The organism is Streptomyces sp. NPDC050548 (genome assembly GCF_044457385.1).
Taxonomy (GTDB): Bacteria; Actinomycetota; Actinomycetes; order Streptomycetales; family Streptomycetaceae; genus Streptomyces.
This window is the reverse complement of sequence record NZ_JBITGV010000005.1, coordinates 189,068-207,654: the sequence shown is the minus strand read 5'-3', so window position 1 is coordinate 207,654 and position 18,587 is coordinate 189,068. Positions and strand designations below refer to the sequence as shown.

Annotated in this window: 14 protein-coding genes; 8 read left to right on the top strand and 6 right to left on the bottom strand. The window is 70.8% G+C overall.

The features are described from left to right. Positions 1-3 precede the first annotated feature (3 nt). The 5 genes from ACIBJH_RS16565 to ACIBJH_RS16545 all read left to right on the top strand — a co-directional run bounded on the left by ACIBJH_RS16565 (position 4) and on the right by ACIBJH_RS16545 (position 6,775). Complete coding sequence (locus tag ACIBJH_RS16565) at positions 4-1,566, top strand: PucR family transcriptional regulator (RefSeq protein ID WP_399117552.1); 1,563 nt, start codon at positions 4-6, stop codon at positions 1,564-1,566. A 155-nt stretch (positions 1,567-1,721) separates the two neighbouring features. Next, a complete protein-coding gene (locus ACIBJH_RS16560) occupies positions 1,722-2,564 on the top strand; it encodes a nitrilase-related carbon-nitrogen hydrolase (RefSeq protein WP_019071248.1) in 843 nt (280 codons plus the stop codon). A 118-nt stretch (positions 2,565-2,682) separates the two neighbouring features. Continuing rightward, on the top strand, positions 2,683-4,086 hold the full coding sequence (gene hydA, locus ACIBJH_RS16555; RefSeq protein ID WP_399117551.1) for a dihydropyrimidinase: 1,404 nt from the start codon (positions 2,683-2,685) through the stop codon (positions 4,084-4,086). An 11-nt stretch (positions 4,087-4,097) separates the two neighbouring features. Further along, complete coding sequence (locus ACIBJH_RS16550) at positions 4,098-5,117, top strand: TIGR03842 family LLM class F420-dependent oxidoreductase (protein ID WP_399117550.1); 1,020 nt, start codon at positions 4,098-4,100, stop codon at positions 5,115-5,117. A gap of 125 nt (positions 5,118-5,242) precedes the next feature. Further along, complete coding sequence (locus ACIBJH_RS16545) at positions 5,243-6,775, top strand: NCS1 family nucleobase:cation symporter-1 (protein WP_399117549.1); 1,533 nt, start codon at positions 5,243-5,245, stop codon at positions 6,773-6,775. A gap of 32 nt (positions 6,776-6,807) precedes the next feature. On the opposite strand, the gene ACIBJH_RS16540 is transcribed toward ACIBJH_RS16545, so the two are convergent. Both ACIBJH_RS16540 and ACIBJH_RS16535 read right to left on the bottom strand, forming a co-directional pair. Beyond that, positions 6,808-7,479 (bottom strand): hypothetical protein, encoded by a 672-nt coding sequence (locus tag ACIBJH_RS16540; RefSeq protein ID WP_399117548.1) that lies wholly within the window; start codon positions 7,477-7,479, stop codon positions 6,808-6,810. Between the two features lie 177 nt (positions 7,480-7,656). Further along, positions 7,657-8,652 (bottom strand): carboxymuconolactone decarboxylase family protein, encoded by a 996-nt coding sequence (locus ACIBJH_RS16535; RefSeq protein WP_399117547.1) that lies wholly within the window; start codon positions 8,650-8,652, stop codon positions 7,657-7,659. 166 nt (positions 8,653-8,818) lie between these two features. On the opposite strand from ACIBJH_RS16535, the gene ACIBJH_RS16530 reads away from it, so the two are divergent. Genes ACIBJH_RS16530 through ACIBJH_RS16520 form a run of 3 tightly spaced genes read left to right on the top strand, consistent with a single transcriptional unit; the run spans position 8,819 to position 11,462 of the window. Further along, complete coding sequence (locus ACIBJH_RS16530) at positions 8,819-9,934, top strand: sensor histidine kinase (RefSeq protein WP_399117546.1); 1,116 nt, start codon at positions 8,819-8,821, stop codon at positions 9,932-9,934. After that, positions 9,931-10,638, top strand: a complete 708-nt coding sequence (locus ACIBJH_RS16525; RefSeq protein WP_399117545.1) for a response regulator — start codon at positions 9,931-9,933, stop codon at positions 10,636-10,638. Before ACIBJH_RS16530 ends, ACIBJH_RS16525 begins: the two co-directional genes overlap by 4 nt. After that, a complete protein-coding gene (locus ACIBJH_RS16520; RefSeq protein ID WP_399117544.1) occupies positions 10,635-11,462 on the top strand; it encodes a class I SAM-dependent methyltransferase in 828 nt (275 codons plus the stop codon). Before ACIBJH_RS16525 ends, ACIBJH_RS16520 begins: the two co-directional genes overlap by 4 nt. Positions 11,463-11,484: 22 nt before the next feature. Here ACIBJH_RS16520 and ACIBJH_RS16515 read toward each other — a convergent pair whose 3' ends face one another. The 4 genes from ACIBJH_RS16515 to ACIBJH_RS16500 form a co-directional block, all read right to left on the bottom strand. Then, positions 11,485-13,668 (bottom strand): alpha-galactosidase, encoded by a 2,184-nt coding sequence (locus ACIBJH_RS16515; protein WP_399117543.1) that lies wholly within the window; start codon positions 13,666-13,668, stop codon positions 11,485-11,487. Between the two features lie 94 nt (positions 13,669-13,762). After that, positions 13,763-15,124 carry an ABC transporter substrate-binding protein gene (locus tag ACIBJH_RS16510; RefSeq protein ID WP_399117542.1) on the bottom strand — a complete coding sequence of 454 codons (1,362 nt, stop codon included), beginning with the start codon at positions 15,122-15,124 and terminating at the stop codon, positions 13,763-13,765. Beyond that, positions 15,121-16,158, bottom strand: coding sequence for an acetylxylan esterase (locus ACIBJH_RS16505; RefSeq protein WP_399117541.1), 1,038 nt, complete (start codon positions 16,156-16,158; stop codon positions 15,121-15,123). The genes ACIBJH_RS16510 and ACIBJH_RS16505 overlap by 4 nt, the downstream gene beginning before the upstream one ends. Next, entirely contained in the window at positions 16,152-18,569 is a 2,418-nt protein-coding gene (locus ACIBJH_RS16500) for a glycosyl hydrolase family 95 catalytic domain-containing protein (protein ID WP_399117539.1), read from the bottom strand. Before ACIBJH_RS16500 ends, ACIBJH_RS16505 begins: the two co-directional genes overlap by 7 nt. Positions 18,570-18,587: the final 18 nt, after the last annotated feature.

Here is an 18,587-nt window from a genome sequence, read left to right as displayed (position 1 = left end):
GTCATGGCCACCACCTTCGACACCCTGGAACCCGCTCTGTCGGTCCGTCAGGTCCTCGCCCTGGAACGGGTGCTGGCCGGGGAGCCCGAGGTGGTGGCCGGCGCGAGCCAGCTCGACCGCGCCGTGCGGTGGGTGCATGTCGCCGAGGCCGCCGACGTCGGGGTGATGCTCACCGGCGGCGAGATGGTCCTCACCACCGGCGTCCTCCTCGCCGGTGACGAGGGCGCCCAGGCCGAGTACATCCAGTCCCTGCACCGCGCGGAGGCATCCGCCGTCGTCCTCGGTCTCGGCCGCGCCTTCCCCGCCCCGCCGGACGTGATGCGCCGCGCGGCCGAGCGGTGCGGGCTGCCCATGGTGGTGCTCCACCGCCCCTTCCCCTTCGCGGAGTTGACGGAAGAGGTCCAATCCCGCCTGGTACGGCGGAAGTTCGCCGCCGTGAGTCTCTCCGAGGCCGTCCGGACCGCGCTCACCGCACTCATCACCGGCGGCGCCCCGCTGCAGAGCCTGCTCGACGAGGTCGCCACGCACAGCGCCTGTCCCGTGGTCGTCACCAACCTCGCCCACCGCGTCCTCGCCACGGCGGGGGAGCGGTCCGCCGTCGACGACGTGCTGCGCGACTGGGAGCGCATCTCCCGCCAGGCGGGCGGCAGCGAGGGCGACGGCTGGATCCGCGCCGAACTGGGCGGACGCGGCGAGCGCTGGGGCCAGATCATGCTCTGCGGCCACCGCGGCGACACCGCCACCGGCCGTCTCCTCGCCGACCGCGCCGCCGAGGCCCTCGTCCTGCACCGCATGCTCGGCGGCTCCGCCCACACCTGGGAGGAACAGTCCGCCCAGAGCCTGCTCACCGACCTGGCGAGCGGCGTCGTACCGGCCCGCCAACTCCTGCCCCGCGCGCGGGCCGCAGGCCTGCCGGTCAACCGGCGCACCTTCGTACCGATGGTCGTACGCGACGGCGACACGACCCAACTCGACCGCGTGCTACGGCTGTTGGGCCTGCCCGGACTCGTCGCCGAACTGGCCGACGGCGTCACCGCCGTCCTTCTCAGCCTCCCCCGCGACCAGGACGCGGACGCCCTCGCCGCACACTTCGCGAGCCGACTGCGCACCGAGTCGGGGGCGTTGAAGGCGGTCGTGGCCGCCGCGGGGCAGCGCACCGTCTGGGACGACGTGCCCGCCGGACTGCGCGAGGCACAGCACGTGGCCGACGCCGTAGCGGATTCCAGCGACGCCCTCGAACTCCCCACCGTCGTCCGCCTCAAGGACGTCCATCTGCGCGGCCTGATCCGGCTGCTGCGGGACGACCCTCAGGTGCAGTCGTTCGCCGAACGGGAGTTGGACGGGCTGCTGTGCGCGGCCGACGAGGACCTGCTCGCCGTACTGCGCACGTATCTGGCCACCGGCCGCAACAAGTCGCGCACCGCGCAGCTCCACCATGTCTCACGGCCCGCGCTGTACCGCCGGCTGGAGGCGATAGAGGGCCGGCTCGGCGTGGACCTCGACGACTTCGAGCAGGCCGCGTCGGTGCACATCGCGCTCCTCGCGCACGACGCGCAACAGGGGTGAAACATGGGACTACCTGCGAAAACGGCGGTGAAACATGCGGCCACGACAGGGTGACACCGTGGAACGCCGAGCGTCCGCAGACGTGACACCGTGCAACTCAAACCGGACTTCAGGACTTCCTAGGCTCCTCGCACACCTAGCGACCGGAGGTCCCGATGAGCACCGTGATTCGTGCCGCCCTGTTCCAGACAGCCTGGACGGGCGACAAGGAGTCCATGATCCAGGTCCACGAGCAGGCGGTCCGCGACGCCGCCGCGCAGGGTGCTCAAGTCCTGTGCTTCCAGGAGCTGTTCTACGGACCGTACTTCTGCCAGGTCCAGGACAAGGCGTTCTACGAGTACGCCGAGGCGATCCCGGACGGCCCGATCGTCAAGCGCTTCCAGGCGCTCGCCAAGGAACACGGCATCGTCCTGGTCCTGCCGATGTACGAGGAGGAGCAGCCCGGCGTCCTCTACAACACGGCCGCCGTGATCGACGCGGACGGCTCCTACCTCGGCAAGTACCGCAAGCACCACATTCCCCAAGTCCCCGGATTCTGGGAGAAGTTCTACTTCCGCCCGGGCAACAGCGGTTGGCCGATCTTCGACACCAAGGTCGGCAAGATCGGTGTCTACATCTGCTACGACCGCCACTTCCCGGAGGGCTGGCGTGCGCTGGGCCTCGCGGGTGCGGAGATCGTCTTCAACCCGTCGGCGACCTCGCGCGGCCTGTCGGCGTACCTGTGGCAGCTGGAGCAGCCCGCCGCTGCCGCCGCCAACGAGTACTTCGTCGGCGCCATCAACCGTGTCGGTGTCGAGGAGTTGGGCGACAACGACTTCTACGGCACGACCTACTTCGTCGACCCGGAGGCCCAGTTCGTCGGCGAGGTGGCCAGCGACAAGGAGCCCGAACTGGTCGTCCGCGACCTGGACTTGGCGAAACTGCGAGAGGTCCGCGACCGCTGGCAGTTCTACCGCGACCGCCGCCCGGACGCGTACGGCCCGCTGACCGCACCGTAAAGAACGCAGGGTCCCCCGCGCTCCTTTGGAGGGCGCAGCCCTCCTGAAGGGGCGCGGGGAACTGCGCGCCCAACCCCCACAGACCCGCACCAGACCACAATCCAGCGGAGTCAAAACAATGAGCACCCGTACCGTCATCCGCGGCGGCCTAGTCATCACCGCGTCCGACGAACTCCACGCCGACGTCCTGATCGAGGACGGCCGCATCGCCGCCCTCGCCACCTCCGGCACGACCGTCGCCGAGGGCTGGACCGCCGACCGGGTCATCGACGCCACCGGAAAGTACGTCATCCCGGGCGGGGTCGACGCCCACACCCACATGGAGATGCCGTTCGGCGGCACCAAGGCCGCCGACACCTTCGAGACCGGCACCCGGGCCGCCGCCTGGGGCGGTACGACGACCATCGTGGACTTCGCGATCCAGAGCGTCGGCGGAGCCCTCCGCGAGGGCCTCGACGCGTGGCACGCCAAGGCCGAGGGCAACTGCGCCATCGACTACGGCTTCCACATGATCGTCTCGGACGTCAACGAGGACACCCTCAAGGAGATGGACCTGCTGGTCGAGGAGGGCGTCACCTCCTTCAAGCAGTTCATGGCCTACCCGGGCGTCTTCTACAGCGACGACGGCCAGATCCTGCGTGCCATGCAACGCGCCGCCGACAACGGCGGGTTGATCATGATGCACGCCGAGAACGGCATCGCCATCGACGTCCTGGTGGAACAGGCGCTGGCCCGCGGCGAGAGGGACCCCCGCTACCACGGCGAGGTCCGCAAGGCCCTCCTCGAAGCCGAGGCCACCCACCGAGCCATCAAGCTGGCCCAGGTCGCCGGTGCCCCGCTCTACGTCGTGCACGTCTCCGCGATGGAGGCCGTCGCCGAGCTGGCCAAGGCGCGCGACGAGGGCCTCCCCGTCTTCGGCGAGACCTGTCCGCAGTACCTGTTCCTCTCCACCGACAACCTCGCCGAGCCCGACTTCGAGGGCGCGAAGTACGTGTGCAGCACGCCCCTTCGGCCGAAGGAGCACCAGGCCAAGCTCTGGCAGGGCCTGCGCACCAACGACCTCCAGGTGGTCTCCACCGACCACTGCCCCTTCTGCTTCGTGGGCCAGAAGGAACTGGGCCGGGGCGACTTCTCGAAGATCCCCAACGGCATGCCGGGCGTCGAGAACCGCATGGACCTGCTCCACCAGGGCGTCGTCGACGGGCACATCAGCCGCCGCCGCTGGATCGAGATCGCCTGCGCCTCCCCGGCGCGGATGTTCGGCCTCTACCCGAAGAAGGGCACCATCGCCCCGGGCGCCGACGCCGACGTCGTCATCTACGACCCGCACGCCGAGCAGACCGTCTCCGCCGAGACCCACCACATGAACGTCGACTACTCGGCCTACGAGGGCAAGCGCCTCACCGGCCGCGTCGAGACCGTCCTCTCGCGCGGCGAACTCGTCATCACCGAGCGGGAGTACACCGGGCACGCGGGCCACGGCGTCTACACCCCGCGCTCCACCAGTCAGTACCTCAACTAGGAGTGGCGCACATGGACTTCGGACTCGTCCTGCAGACCGACCCGCCGGCCTCGCGGGTCATCAGCCTGATGAAGCGCGCCGAGCGCAACGGCTTCACCTACGGCTGGACCTTCGACTCCGCCGTGCTGTGGCAGGAGCCGTTCGTGATCTACAGTCAGATCCTGGCCAACACCACGAAGTTGACGGTCGGCCCGATGGTCACCAACCCGGGCACCCGCACCTGGGAGGTCACCGCCTCCACCTTCGCCACCCTCAACGACATGTTCGGCAACCGCACGGTCTGCGGCATCGGCCGCGGCGACTCCGCGATGCGCGTCGCCGGCCGCACCCCGAACACGCTCGCCCGGATCAGCGAGGCCATGAAGGTCATCAGGGCGCTCGGCTCCGGCCAGGAGGCCGACCTCGGCGGCACGGTCATCAAGTTCCCCTGGGCCAAGGAGGACGCCCAACTCCCGGTCTGGATGGCCGCGTACGGCCCCAAGGCCCTGAAGATGACCGGCGAGGAGGCCGACGGTTTCATCCTCCAGCTCTCGGACCTCTACCTCACCGAGTACATGGTCAAGGCGGTGAAGGACGCGGCGATCGCCGTGGGCCGCGACCCGTCCGAGGTCAAGATCTGTGTCGCCGCCCCGGCCTACGTCACCGAGGACGACTCGCCCGAGGCGCTCGCCCACGCGCGCGACCAGTGCCGCTGGTTCGGCGGCATGGTCGGCAACCACGTCGCCGACCTCGTCTCCAAGTACGGCGAACACTCCGCCGCCGTACCCGACGAACTCACGGACTACATCAAGGCCCGTGAGGGGTACGACTATTCGCACCACGGCCGTGCCGACAACCCCGACACCGCCTTCGTGCCCGACGAGATCGTCGACCGGTTCTGCATCATCGGATCGGCCGAGAAGCAGATCGAGAAGCTCAACGCCCTGCGCGAGTTGGGCGTCGACCAGTTCGCCGTCTACGACATGCACGACGCGCAGGAGGCCACGATCGACGCCTACGGGGCGAAGGTGATCCCGGCCGTCAACGGCTGACGAACAAGCGTCCAACTCCCCGTCCCCCCACTCCAGTTCTCCCCCTCCCCACCGTCCTGGGGAGGGGGGCCGGAGCCCCGCCCGCACGGCCTTTCCGGATCCGCCCCTCATTGATTGGCCTGCCCATGACCGACACCGCTCCCACGGCCATAGAGCCGACCGCTCAAGTCACCCTCGCCGACGGGCGGGTGGAGATCGCCCCCGGATCTCCGCAGCCCAGCGGGCCGTACGCCAACGACGATCTGCTGCCGGTTCCCGTCGAGAAGCGCACCTGGACCACGTACAACTTCTCCGCGCTGTGGGTCGGCATGGCCCACAACACGGCTTCCTGGACCCTGGCTTCGGGGCTCATCGCCGTGGGCATGGACTGGAAGCAGGCGGTGTTCACCATCGCCCTGGCCAACCTGATCGTGCTCGTGCCGATGCTGCTCACCGGGCACGCGGGACCGAAGTACGGCATCCCCTTCCCGGTCTTCGCGCGTGCCTCGTTCGGTGTGCGCGGCGCCAACCTCCCCGCTGTGGTGCGGGCGTTGGTGGCCTGCGGCTGGTTCGGCATCCAGACCTGGATCGGCGGTGAGGCGATCTTCTTCCTCGCCGGCAAGCTGATCGGGGACAGCTGGGCCGACGCCTCGCAGATCGGCGGGTACGCCTGGACGATGTGGCTGTCGTTCGCGCTGTTCTGGGCGCTCCAAGTGGCCATCATCTACCGGGGCATGGAGACCATCCGCCGCTTCGAGAACTGGGCGGCGCCCTTCGTGCTCGTCGGCGCGTTCGTGATGCTGTGGTGGATGAGCAGCAAGGCCGGCGGTCTCGGCCCGCTCTTCGACCAGCCCTCCAAGCTCGGCTGGGGCGGCAGCTTCTGGAAGCTGTTCTGGCCCTCGCTCATGGGCATGATCGGCTTCTGGTCCACGCTGTCGCTGAACATCCCCGACTTCACCCGCTACGGCAAGAGTCAGAAGGCCCAGACATGGGGCCAGGCGCTCGGTCTACCGACCACGATGACCCTGTTCGCGTTCCTGTCGGTGCTGGTCACCTCCGGTTCGCAGGCCGTCTACGGCAAGGCGATCTGGGACCCGGTACAGCTCGCGGCGAAGACCGACAACGTCGTAGGCCTGCTGTACGCGCTGGTGACCGTGCTGGTGGCCACCCTGTCCGTGAACATCGCGGCCAACCTGGTCTCGCCCGCCTTCGACTTCTCCAACATCGCGCCCCGGAAGATCAGTTTCCGTACCGGCGCCCTGATCACCAGCGTCCTCGGCGTGCTGATCTTCCCCTGGAAGCTGTACTCCGACCCGCAGGGCTACATCTTCACCTGGCTCGGCCTGGTCGGCGGTCTGCTCGGTACGGTCGCCGGCATCCTCATCGCCGACTACTGGATCCTGCGCCGCGGCAAGCTCGACCTGACCGACCTGTACAAGGCGGGCGGCCGTTACTGGTACGACGGCGGCTGGAACTGGCGGGCCGTCGTCGCCTTCCTGGTGGGTGGTGTGCTCGCCGTCGGCGGCGCCGACTTCCACCCGCTGATCGACGGCCGTCCCATCCCGGCCCTGTCCTCGCTCGCGGACTACGGCTGGGCGGTCGGCCTCGGCACGTCGATGGTGCTCTACGTGGCGCTGACGCTGCTGACCGGGAAGAAGCAGACGCCCGTCGAGGCGTAGGACTCGATTCGTCGTGCCGGAGGGCGCCGGGGCTAGCTGGCCTTGGCGCCCTGCAGCGCGGTCACCGCCTCCTTGGCGGCCTTGATCGCGCCCTTGTTGATGACGTCCGTGCTCGGTGCCTTCTTGTTCTCGAAGTCGCTGCCGTTGTACGTGATGGTCACCAGCGCGTTGCCCGCGCGGACGACGACCGTGCCCTCACGCGTCTGCTGCTTGTCCTCCGTGGTGAGGTTCACGATGGAGTAGGCCGCGTCCCCGAGCCCGGGAACCACCCCGCCGCCACTCTTCTCCGTAGTCGTCTCGGTGTACGACTTTTTTGCCGCTTCGTCCGATTCCGTGATCTCGTACGACACGTCGAGCCAGCGGTAGTCGTACCCCTTGAGCGCGTTCCACGAGCAGGTGCGGCGCACCTTCGTGTCCGTCGACGGGATCTCCTTGCCGGCCGTCTTCGCGCCCGGCACCAGGGACTTGAGCGTCGCCGCCGTCACACTTCCGCACGGGGCGGGGGACGTGGAGTACGCCTTGACCACGGGTGCCGTCGACGGCGCCGAGGTCCCGGACGAGGAGTCGGACTCGGGCGTCGCCTTGTGATCGGCGGTCGTCGTCGCGGCGAACGGACCGGACGTCAGGGCCCAGCCCATCGCGGCGAGCACGACGACCGGCGACAGACGCGCGGTGAGAGCGAGCGGCAGAGGTAGAGAACGCAAGTCGCACTTCTCGTGGGGGAAGGGTGCGGAGCGGGTCCGCACTGCGGACGGGAACGTCAGTGTCACATGACTCCCTGTGAGGCGGAAGTGTGAACTCGCTCCGTGCCTGTGCGGTGACAGTGCCTGACTGTGGACGCGTTGTGTGTCCTCTTATGTCCGTCCTCTTGTGTCCACGCGTCAGGCGCGAGCGGCGGGCGCGCGCATCGTCGACTCGATCCGTTCGACGGCCGCGAACGCTCCGTACGCGACGAGCCGCACGAGACTCGCGTCACTCCGCGACGGCTCCCGCCAGGCGGCCACGTCCTCCTCCGTGATCCGGTACGGCGCGAGCGCGGCCAGCACCGCGAGCCGTGCCGCCGGCCGCTCCCGCCGGTTCGGGAAGCCGCGCAGCACGACCGGCGGATGTCCCCCGTCCCAGGCCCACAGCGTCTCCCGTACGAGGATCAGGTCGTCCGCGTCGAGCAGATCCGCGCCCGCGAGCGCCGCGGTGCGCAGGGCGTCGTAGGCCGGGCCCACCGGGGTTCCGGCCGCCCAGCCAGGGCCGGGGCCCGGCGTGTCGAGCAGGGGGAGCGCCGCTCCCGGTACGGCGCCGCGGCGCACGGTGCGGGCCACGCTGCGGCCGGCGAGGCTGCGTACGGCCCGGAACCGCTGGGCGTTGCCCGGCAGGAGCTGTTCGGTCAGCAGGGCCGACACGATGCGGTTGATGAAGTGGAAGGTGAGGGCTGTGCCCAGGTAGGCGGGTGCCTGCTCGGGCGGGAACGGGTACGGCGCCAGGGTCGCGCCCGGGACCCGGGTGCGGCGGCCCCAGTCGAGCACGCGCGCGTGCCCCTCGTTCTCCGGTGTGCCGCCGCGCGCCAGGTGCTCGGCGAGGGCGTGGTCGCCGGTGGCGTGCAGCAGGACGGTGTGCGCGTCCGCGCAGAACGGGCACTTGTTGGCGAGCGAGACCCCGAGGGCGGCCAGCTCCTTGCCGGTGCGGCTGCCGTCGCCCGCGATCAGCGACTCTCGCATCAACGCCCAGGCGGGCGCGAGGAGTTCGGGCGCGGAGGACAGGACCACGAAGGTCGGGGGCCGCTCGATTCCGAAGTCGACGGCGATCTGCTCGAAGACCTCGGCGGTGCGGCCGGTGGCGGACTTCGGCGACGGGGGCAGGGTGTGACGGAAGGGTGTGGGCATGGCAGTAGCGTGCGCCGCCCGGATGCCTCCGGTCGTCGTACGGCCGAAGGGAGTCGACGCTGCGTCGGCCGGGTGGCGCGGGGCCGGGAAGTACTGCGTGGGGAGTAGTCCAGGAGTTGTCCACAGGGCTGACGCCCGTGTCGGCGCGGCGGTCTACTGTGCGGTCATGAGCGGGTACCCGGTCGATGTGACCCCACGCAGGCGCCTCGCCGACGCTTCCCTCGCGGTCGTGATCGGTGCCCTCGTCATGACCGTCGCCGCCTTCGACGCGGACACGACCGCCGTCGACCATGTGCTGGTCGCGCTCGCCTCGGCGGCCCTGGCGTTCTACCAGACGGCTCCGCGCGCGGTCCTCGCCGTGGCCACGGTCGCGGAGGCGGTCTACGTCCTGCACGCCCACCCGGGGCCGGTCGCCGGTCTGCCCGTGCTCGCCGCCATGCACACGGCGGCCCGCGCGGGACACCGCGGCTGGGCGGCCGGGGCGGGCGGGCTGTTCCTGGCCGCGTACTTCGCGACGGGACCGACGACCCAGCAGGTGGTCGAGCGGACCGCGCTCATCGCCGGCTGGTTCCTGTGCGCGGTGGTCACCGGCCTCGCCGACCGCAACTGGCAGGCGTATCTGCGCCAGACCGAACAGCGCGCCCTGGAGGCCGAACGCACCCGCGAGGAGGTCGCGTTGCGCCGCGCGGGCGAGGAACGCCTGCGGATAGCGCGGGAGTTGCACGACTCCCTCACCCACAGCATCTCGATCGTCAAGCTTCAGGCGGGCGTCGCCGTCCACCTCGCCCGCAAGCGCGGCGAGGAGGTGCCACCCGCCCTGCTCGCCATCCAGGAGGCGGGCGGCGAGGCGATGCGCGAACTGCGGGCCACCCTGGAGATCCTGCGTACCACCGAGGAGCCCACCGGCACCCCCGAACTGCTCGTCGAGCGGGCCTGCGCGGCCGGCCTCGCCGTAGAACTCGCGGTGACGGGCGAGGAGCGCCCCCTCGCCGCGACGGTCGACCGCGCGGTGTACCGCATCGTCCAGGAGGCCCTGACCAACGCGGCCCGGCACGCGGGCACGGCCAAGGTCAGCGTCCAACTCGACTACGGCGAGGACGACTTGACGATCCGGGTGGAGGACGACGGGGCCGCCGACCCCGGCTGTCCGCCGAAGCCCGGCATCGGCCTCACCGGCATGCGCGAGCGCGTCACGGCGCTGGGCGGCACCCTGCACACCGCCCCGCGCGCGGAGGGCGGCTTCGCGGTACAGGCCGAACTGCCACTGGGGGAGGCGAGATGATCAGGGTCGTGGTCGTCGACGACCAGGCACTGATGCGCGCGGGCTTCCGCGCCCTCCTCGACGCCGAGGACGGCATCGAGGTGGTGGGCGAGGCGGCCGACGGCGAACAGGGCGTGGCCCTCGTCCGCGCGCAACTGCCCGACGTCGCGCTGATAGACGTACAGATGCCGGTCATGACGGGCATCGAGGCCACCCGCCGTATCGCCGCGGACCCCGCGCTCGCCGCGGTCCGGGTCGTCATCCTCACCAACTACGGCCTGGACGAGTACGTCTTCGAGGCGCTGCGGGCGGGCGCCAGCGGCTTCCTTCTGAAGGACACCGATCCGGCGGACCTGCTCCAGGCGATCGGGATCGTCGCCGGTGGCGAGGCCCTGCTCTCCCCGTCGATCACCCGCACCCTCATCGGCGAGTTCGTCTCCCGGCCCCCCGACCGCTGCACCGCCACCGGCCTGGAACACCTCACCCGCCGCGAACGCGAGGTCACCGCCCTGGCCGCCCGCGGCCTCACCAACGAGGAGATCGCCGTCCACATGGTCATCAGCCCGTTCACGGCGAAGACCCACATCAGCCGCGCCATGACCAAGCTCGGCGCCCGCGACCGGGCCCAACTCGTCGTGTTCGCCTACGAGTCGGGCCTCGTGACGGCCCGCACGCCGGAATCCCGTTGCGGGCCGGGCACGCCGGATCACACCCTGGAGCGGTGACCGAGACGACACGCGCGCAAGACCCCGCCGTCCGTGTCCGCGAGGAGATCCTCGCCTACTACGCCCGCGGCGAGGAGGACGGCCGCCTCAGACAGGGCTCCGACCGGCTGGAGTTCTGGCGGACCCAGGACGTACTGCGACGCCTGCTGCCCGAGGCCCCCGCGAAGGTGCTGGACGTCGGCGGCGGCAGCGGCATCCACGCCGAGTGGCTCGCACGGGACGGGTACGAGGTCGAACTCGTCGACCCCGTACCGCTGCACGTGGAGCAGGCGGGCCGGCTGCCGGGGGTCACCGCCCGCGCCGGGGACGCCAGGGCGCTGCCCGCCGAAGACACGTCGTACGACGTGGTGCTGCTGCTCGGACCGCTCTACCACCTGCCCGAACGGGCGGACCGCGTACGGGCGTTGGGCGAGGCGCGTCGTGTCGTGCGGCCGGCTGGGCTGGTCGTCGCGGCGACCATCAACCGGTTCGCGGGGCTGCACGACATGCTCAGGCAGGAGTTGTACTTCATCGACCCGCATCGCACGCGGATCGACCGCGAGATGGAAGAGGGACGCCACGACTCCGAGGACGGCGGCCACTTCACGACCGCCTATTTCGCCCAACCCCACGAGGCCCCCGAGGAGTTCGAGGAGGCCGCACTCACCGTCGACGGCCAGTACGGCCTCGAAGGCGTCGCCTGGCTGATGGGCGGCATCGAGGGCTGGCTGGACGACCCGGACCGCCGCGAGGCCGTCCTGACGGCCAGCCGCCACATCGAGTGCGAGCCCACCCTGCTCGGCACCAGCGGCCATCTGCTCACCGCGGGCAGACGGCCCCACTGACCCTGCGCCTCCCCGCGCACGATCAGCCCGCCGTCCTCGCGAGTTCGAGCAGCAGGGCCTGCTCCGGGTTGAGGTTCGGCAGGGGCAGGCCCGCGACGGTGAGCACCGAACCGGGCAGGGACAGCCCCTCGCCGAGGGCCGCGGACAGCCAGGCCGGTTCCGCCGTCTCGTGGAAGGACGGCAGGCCCAACTCGGCGCGTACCCGCACCCGGTAGGTCGCCTCGGGGTCCAGGCCGGGCAACTGCACTCGCCCGTACTGGCCCTCGGGGGACGTGGCGAGCCGCGCCCAGCAGTACAGCGCCGCTGAACCGTCGTGGGCGACGACCCCGTGCAGCAGCGTCGACTCGTCGGCGAGGTCGGCGCGGACCGTGCGACCGCCGTGCAGCAGCGGGCGCAACTCGCGGTGGAGGGCGGTCCAGGCGGTGAGGCGGGCCAGTTCCTCCGGGGAGCAGCGGGTGAGGTCCTGTTCGATGCCGGCGTGGCCGAACAGGGCGGTGGCCAGGCGGAGTTGATCGGAGCTGACGCGGTCCGTGGTGTGGCTGGTACGCGGGCCCACGTGGGTGCCGACCAGTTCGGGGGGCAGCAGTTGCGCGGTCCAGCGCTGGATCGTCTGGCGCTCCACCGGGTCGTTGCAGTCCGAGGCCCAGACCCGGTCGGTCCGCTCCAGGATGCCCAGGTCGATCCGGCCGCCACCGGCGGCGCAGCTCTCGATCTCCAGCGCGGGATGGCGCTCCCGGAGGGCGTCGATCAGCCGGTAGAGGGCCATGACCTGGGCGTGCGTCACGGGACGGTCGGCGGTGGAGTGCACGGTCTCGTGGAGGTCCCGGTTGTGGTCCCACTTGAGATAGGCGATGGCGTACTTCTCCACCAGCGCGTCCAGCGCGTCCAAGAGGTACTTCCAGGCATCCGGGTTGGCCAGGTCCAGCACATGCTGATGGCGGGCCGCGGGGCCGACCCCGCGGGCGGGGCCCAGCACCCAGTCGGGGTGCTCGCGGGCCAGGTCGGAGTCCAGATTGATCATCTCCGGCTCCACCCACAGCCCGAACTCCATGCCGAGCGACCGCACATGGTCCACCAGCGGGGTCAGTCCCTCGGGCCACACCACGGGGTCGACGGTCCAGTCGCCGAGCCCGGCGTCGTCCGAACGACGGCCCCGGAACCAGCCGTCGTCCAGCACGAACCGCTCGACACCGACCTCGGCGGCCCGGTCGGCGAGCCGTAGCAGCCGGTCCAGATCGTGGTCGAAGTACACCGCCTCCCAGCTGTTGAGGATCACCGGGCGGGGGCCCCGCGGATGCCCGGGGCGGGCCCGGAGGAGGGTGTGGAAGCGGTCGGCGAGCCCGTCCAGGCCCTGGTCGGACCAGGCGAAGTGACAGACCGGAGCGGTGTACGACTCACCGGGCGCGAGCCGGATCTCCCCGGCCCGCAGGAGTTCGCCGCCGCCGAGCACCCCCGCATGGGCGCCCGCTCCCTCCGGCAACTGCTCGGCCAGATACCGCTGGTCGCCGCTCCAGGCCACATGAACGGCCCACATCTCCCCGTCACGGAAGCCGAATCCGGGCACACCCACCGCCATGACGTACGGCGAGTCCACTCCCGGCTTGCCCCGCCGCACCTCACGGGCATGGGTGCCGAAGCCCAGCGGCCGCCGCTGCGGTGAACGCTCCCGGCTCCACTTGCCGGTGAAGTCCAGGACCTCGGACGCCCGGCGCGGCAGCGGCAGCAACGTCGTGAGGCCCGCCAGATCGTACGGCGCCGGGTCGGCGTCCGGTCGGCGGGTGAGCGTGGTCCGTACGCCCAGCACCCCGGAGGGCTCCAGGACGTAGGAGAGCGTGGCGTCGAGTCCGGTGCCGGAGTCGGCGAGCTGAAGGGTCAACTCCCCGCCCGCAGCCCGTGGTTGGTACGAACTGCCGGTCAGCGTCAGCCGGGGTGCGGCGAACGCGCCGGCGAGATGGCCCTCCTGGGCCGGGGTGCCGGACCAGGCGTCGGCCTCGGTGGGCCAGACGGTGAACCGGCGCGGGATGTCGACGGAGTTGTTGAGCACGGCGGGTTCGCCGGTCAGGGCGAGCGCGGCCAGGGCGTCCTGCGGGAGGTCGCCGAGGTCGGCACCCCAGTGCAGCACCCTGGGCACCGGCTCGGTGAGCTCCACGACGAGGGCGGTGCCCGCCGCGCGCAGGATGTGGATCCGCGCCGTGGTGTCCGACATGAAGAGTCCTTTCCGAGCGCCCGGTGCCACCGGACGGGCCCGGCTCAGTGGGCCCGTCCGGCGGCCGGACAGGGAGTGCGGAGGAGTGGTGGGGTCACTTCTTGGCGAGCAGCTGCTTGCTCTGCTTCTGCATGTCCGTGAAGACGGAGTCGCTCTTCTGGCCGGCGAAGTAGGCCTGGAACAGCGGCTGCAGCGCGTCCTGGAGGGCCGCTCCGTTGCCGTAGACCGGGGACGGGTAGAGCACCTTGTCCTTGATCATGTCGGTGAAGACGGACAGGTCCACGCCCGTCTTGGCCAGCGCCGCGGCCGAGGCGTCCATGGAGGCCGGGATCGACGGGAAGAAGGTGCCGGTCAGGGAGGCCTTGGACTGGCAGGCCTCACTGCCCATGTAGGAGACCCACTTCCAGGTCTGTTCGGGGTTCTTGGTGCCGGCCCAGATGTTGTTGCCGTTGGAGTTGCTCAGCACGGCCCGGGTCTTGCCGTCGGGGCCGTAGGGGGTCGGGGCGATGCCGACCTTGAGGCCGGGGATCTTCGCGAAGGTCGAGGCCTCCCACGAACCGCCGGTCTCCATCGCGACCTTGCCGGAGGAGAGCAGGTCGACGTCGCTGACGCTGTCGTTGAACTGCCCGATCTTGGGCGCGTAGCCCTTGTCGGTCAGCGAGCGGATCCAGTCCATGGTCTTCACGAACCGCGGGTCGGAGTAGTTGAACACCGTCGGCCAGCTGGCCTTGTCGCCCAGCCGCCAGCCCGTGGTGCTGACCAGCGGGTTCCAGGTGGTCTGGCCGATGAAGTCCTTGGCCGCGATCTCCCCGTAGCCGTAGGTCTTGATGTGGGACTTGTCGAAGCCCTTCTCGTCGCCGCGACGGCCCTTGGTGTCGATCGTCAGGTGGGCGATCATCTTGCCCAGCGTGCCGCCGTTGTCGGGGTTCCAGTTCAGCGACTTGACGTCCTGGTCGGTGTACCCGGCCTTCTTGACGGCGTCCTCGTTGAAGTAGACGCCGGCCGCCGCCCAGTCCAGGGGCAGGGCGTACTGCTTGCCGTCGGTGAACTTCCAGGCGTCCACGCCGACCGAGAACCGGGACAGGTCGAAGTTGTCCTTCTTGATGTAGTCGTCCATCGCCAGCAGTTGGTGCTGGGAGGCGTACGCCTGGAAGAACTGGACGCTGTTCTGGAAGGCGTCGGGCGCGCTGCCGGCCACGAACCCTGCGGTCAACTTGGTGAAGTAGCTGTCCACTTGGTACTGGGTGATCTTCACCTTGACGCCGGGGTTGGCCTTCTCGAAGTCCGTGGCGCACACCTTGTACGCGGCGGCCTGCTTGTCGTCCCAGGTCCACCAGTTGACGGTCTTGGAACCACCGGCGGAGGAGGAGCCGTTGGAGCACGCGGAGAGCAGCGCGGCCAGCGTGAGCGTGGCGCCCAGCGCGACCGTCTTCCGAACTCCCTTGATTCTTCTCATTGTTCCTTCTTTCGGGATGACGCGGTCGGTGCGGGGGACGGCTGCACCAGCGGATGGGACGACGACTTGAGGAGGGCGCCGAAAGCGCCCAGTGCGACGGCCAGGTCCTCGGGCCCGCCGGCGTCGTGGCCGTTGAACTCCCACAGCCGCAGCTCTTTTTGGCCGGCGTAGGCGTGGTAGGCGGCGATCGCGGTGACGGCCGGGCACACCTCGTCGCGCAGCCCGGCGGAGAACCAGGCCGGGGCGTTCGCGCGGCGGGCGAAGGCGAGTCCGTCGAAGTAGCCGAGGGTGTCGAAGGTCTGCTCCACCCGGTCCCGGCGGGCCCCCAGATAGCCGACGATCTCGGCGTAGGGCTCGGCGGAGGTGAGCCGGGTGGCGTGCCGGATGTCGCAGAGGAACGGCGACTGGAAGTGCGCGGCGGCCAGATCGGGGACCAGTCCGGCGACCGCGAGGGCGATGCCGCCGCCCTGGCTGGGGCCGACCACGGCGACCCGCTCCGGGTCGACGAGATCGGTACGGGCGCGCAGCGCGTCCACGGCCCGGACGGCGTCGGTGAACACCCGCCGGTAGACGTAGGTTTCCTTGTCCTCGATACCCCGGGTGAGGAACCCGGGATGTGCCGGGCCGCTGCCGACCGGGTCGGGCGTCGCGCCCCCGCCCGCCCAGGCCCCGCCCTGGCCGCGCGCGTCCACCAGCAGATGCGCGTACCCGGCGGACGCCCACAGCAGGTCGTCGATCGGGGCGCCGCGCCCGCTGCCGTAGCCGTGGAACTGGACGACGGCGGGCAGCGGGCCACCCCGGTGCCGGGGCATCCGCAGCCAGGCGCGGACGGGGTGCCCGCCGAAGCCGGGCAGCACGGCGTCGAAGACGTCGACCGTCTCCAACCCGGTGGCGACCTCGGTCAGTTGGAGGGTGGCCTCCTGTCCGGCGCGGGTCTCGGCGAGGGTGCCCTTCCAGAAGGTGTCGAAGTCGGCGGGCTCCCGGTAGGCGCTGCGATAGGCGAACAGCTCGGGAACGTCCTGTTCGCTCAGCACGGCACCGGCTCCCCTCGGGGCCGCAGATCGGCGTCCAACTCGACCTGGTGACCGGCCGGAAGCAGCAACTCGGTCGTACGGTCGCGGCACCGGACCCGCACGGTCTCGCCGGAGTCACCCGCGTGCCTGCGGACGGTCGCACCGGTCAACTCGCCCTCGTTCCAGGCGAAGTCGACGGCCAGACCGCCCCGGCAGCGCAGGTCGCGGGCCTCGCCTTCGGCCCACTGTGCGGGCAGCGCGGGCAGCAGATCGAGGGTGCCTGTGTGGCTCTGCACCACCATCTCGGCGATGCCGGCCATCAGCCCGTAGTTGCCGTCGATCTGGAACGGCGGGTGCGTGGAGAAGAGGTTGGGCAGCAGCCCGCCCCAACGGGAGCCGTCCACCGGGGCGTTCACCCCGGAGTCGCCGTCAAGTGGCCGTACGGCTTCGAGGAACAGCGAGCGCGCGGTGGCGGCATCGCGTAGCCACGCCCGCAGAGCGATCTTCCAGGACCACGACCAGCCCATCGCCCCGGGCCCGCGCCGGTCCATCGACTTCCCTGCCGCAGCGGCCAGTTCGGGCGTCGAGTCGGGATCGATCAGACCCAGCGGGTGTACGGCGACCAGGTGCGAGAGGTGACGGTGGTGCGGGTCGGCCTCGGTCAGGTCCTCGGCCCACTCCTGGAGTCGGCCCTCCGACGAGACCGGCAGGGGGCGCAGTCGGGACAGCGCCGCGCGTATCTCGCCGGTCAGCGGAGTGTCCAGACCCAGCAACTCGGCTGTCGCCAGGACCCGTTGGAAGGTGGCTCGGATCAGCGCCAGGTCCATGGTGGCGGTGCGGGTCAGTGACCTCGGGACGCCGTCGGCCAGGAACAGGTTCTCCGGGGAGGTCGACGGCAGGGTGTCCAGGTAGCCACTTCCGTCGTCGACGAGCCAGTCCAGCAGGAACTCGGCGCAGCCGCTGAGCAACGGCCAGGCCCGCTCCCGCAGGAAGACGGCGTCGCGGGTGAACTCGTAGTGGTCCCAGAGGTGTTGGGACAGCCAGGCGCCTCCCATCATCCACAGCGCCCACGAGGTGTTGCCGTGCCCCATGCCGACCGGCAGCGCCCATCCCCACGGATCGGTGTTGTGGTGCGCCACCCAGCCGCGCGCGCCGTACAACTCCCTTGCCACATGCGCCCCTTGGACGGCCATGCGGTCGAGCAGGTCGAAGAGGGGCGCGTGACAGGCGCTGAGCCCGACCGTCTCCGCGCCCCAGTAGTTCATCTGGGTGTTGATGTTGATCGTGTAGTTGGACGACCAGGCGGGTCGCAGCTCCGCGTTCCAGATGCCCTGGAGGTTGGCCGGGGGGCCGGTGTGCGGGCGGGAGGCGGTGGCCAGGAGATGGCGGCCGAGCTGGAACAGCACGGTGGCGGTGAGGAGTTCGTCGTCGCCGTCGAGGATGTCGCGGGCGACGTCGTAGGTGCCGGAGCGGCGGGGCCCGACGCGCAGGGACGTGCCGCCCAACAGGACCCGCACGTCGGCCTCGTGGTCCTTGAGGAGACGGTCGGCGCCCTGCGCGACGGCCCGCGCCGCGAGTTCGCCGGCGGCGGCCGGATGGGCGGCGCGGGCCACGGCCGGGGCTCCGCTCCAGTCGCGGTCGGCCGCGGTGGAACTGGCCAGGGCGAGCAGGACGTGGGAGGCGCCGGTGATACGCAGACCTCCCTCGTCGTCGAGGGTCGTCGTGCCGTCGGTGTGCACGGCGAGCGCGAGGGCGCCGAAGGGGTCGTAGCCGTCGACGGGACCGTCCGCGTAGCGCAGCGGTTCCGCGACCTCGGGCTCGTGCGCGGGGGCGCCGTCCACCGGTATCCCGATGCCCAGCGTGATGCCGTCGGGCGCGGCCGAGCGCAGCAACTCCCGTAGTGGGGTGGACAGTTCTACGGCCAGGTCGACCGTGCCGTCGTCCGTGTCCAGGGTCGCGCACAGCGCGCCGGTCACGGCATCGGCCCAGACCCGGCGCCGTACCGTCGTCCCTCGAAGGTCGAAGCCGTCCTCGGCGACGGCGGTGTCGAGGTCGAGCGTCCTGCCGTGGTAGGTGGCGTGTTCGCCGCCCGGCACGGTCAAGTACAGGTCGGCGTACGGCAGATACTCCTGGGTGTAGGGCCCCTCGAAGGTCATGAGGAGGGACTCGGCGCGGTTCTGGTCGCCGGCGCGCAGCGCGGCGCGGACCTCTTCGAGCCGCTCCGGGCCGGCCCCTTGCGCGCGGAGTGCGGCGAGGGCGGTGGCCGGTCCGGCGGGGGTGCCGGACCAGACGGTGGAGTCGTTGATCTGGATACGGGTCCGGTCGGTGCCGCCGAAGACCATCGCGCCGATCCTGCCGTTGCCGACCGGGGCGGCCTCCGTCCAGGTGGCGGCGGGCGCGGGCCAGCTCAGCACCAGGTCGCTGGAGTGCATGGCTGTGTCGTCCAATCG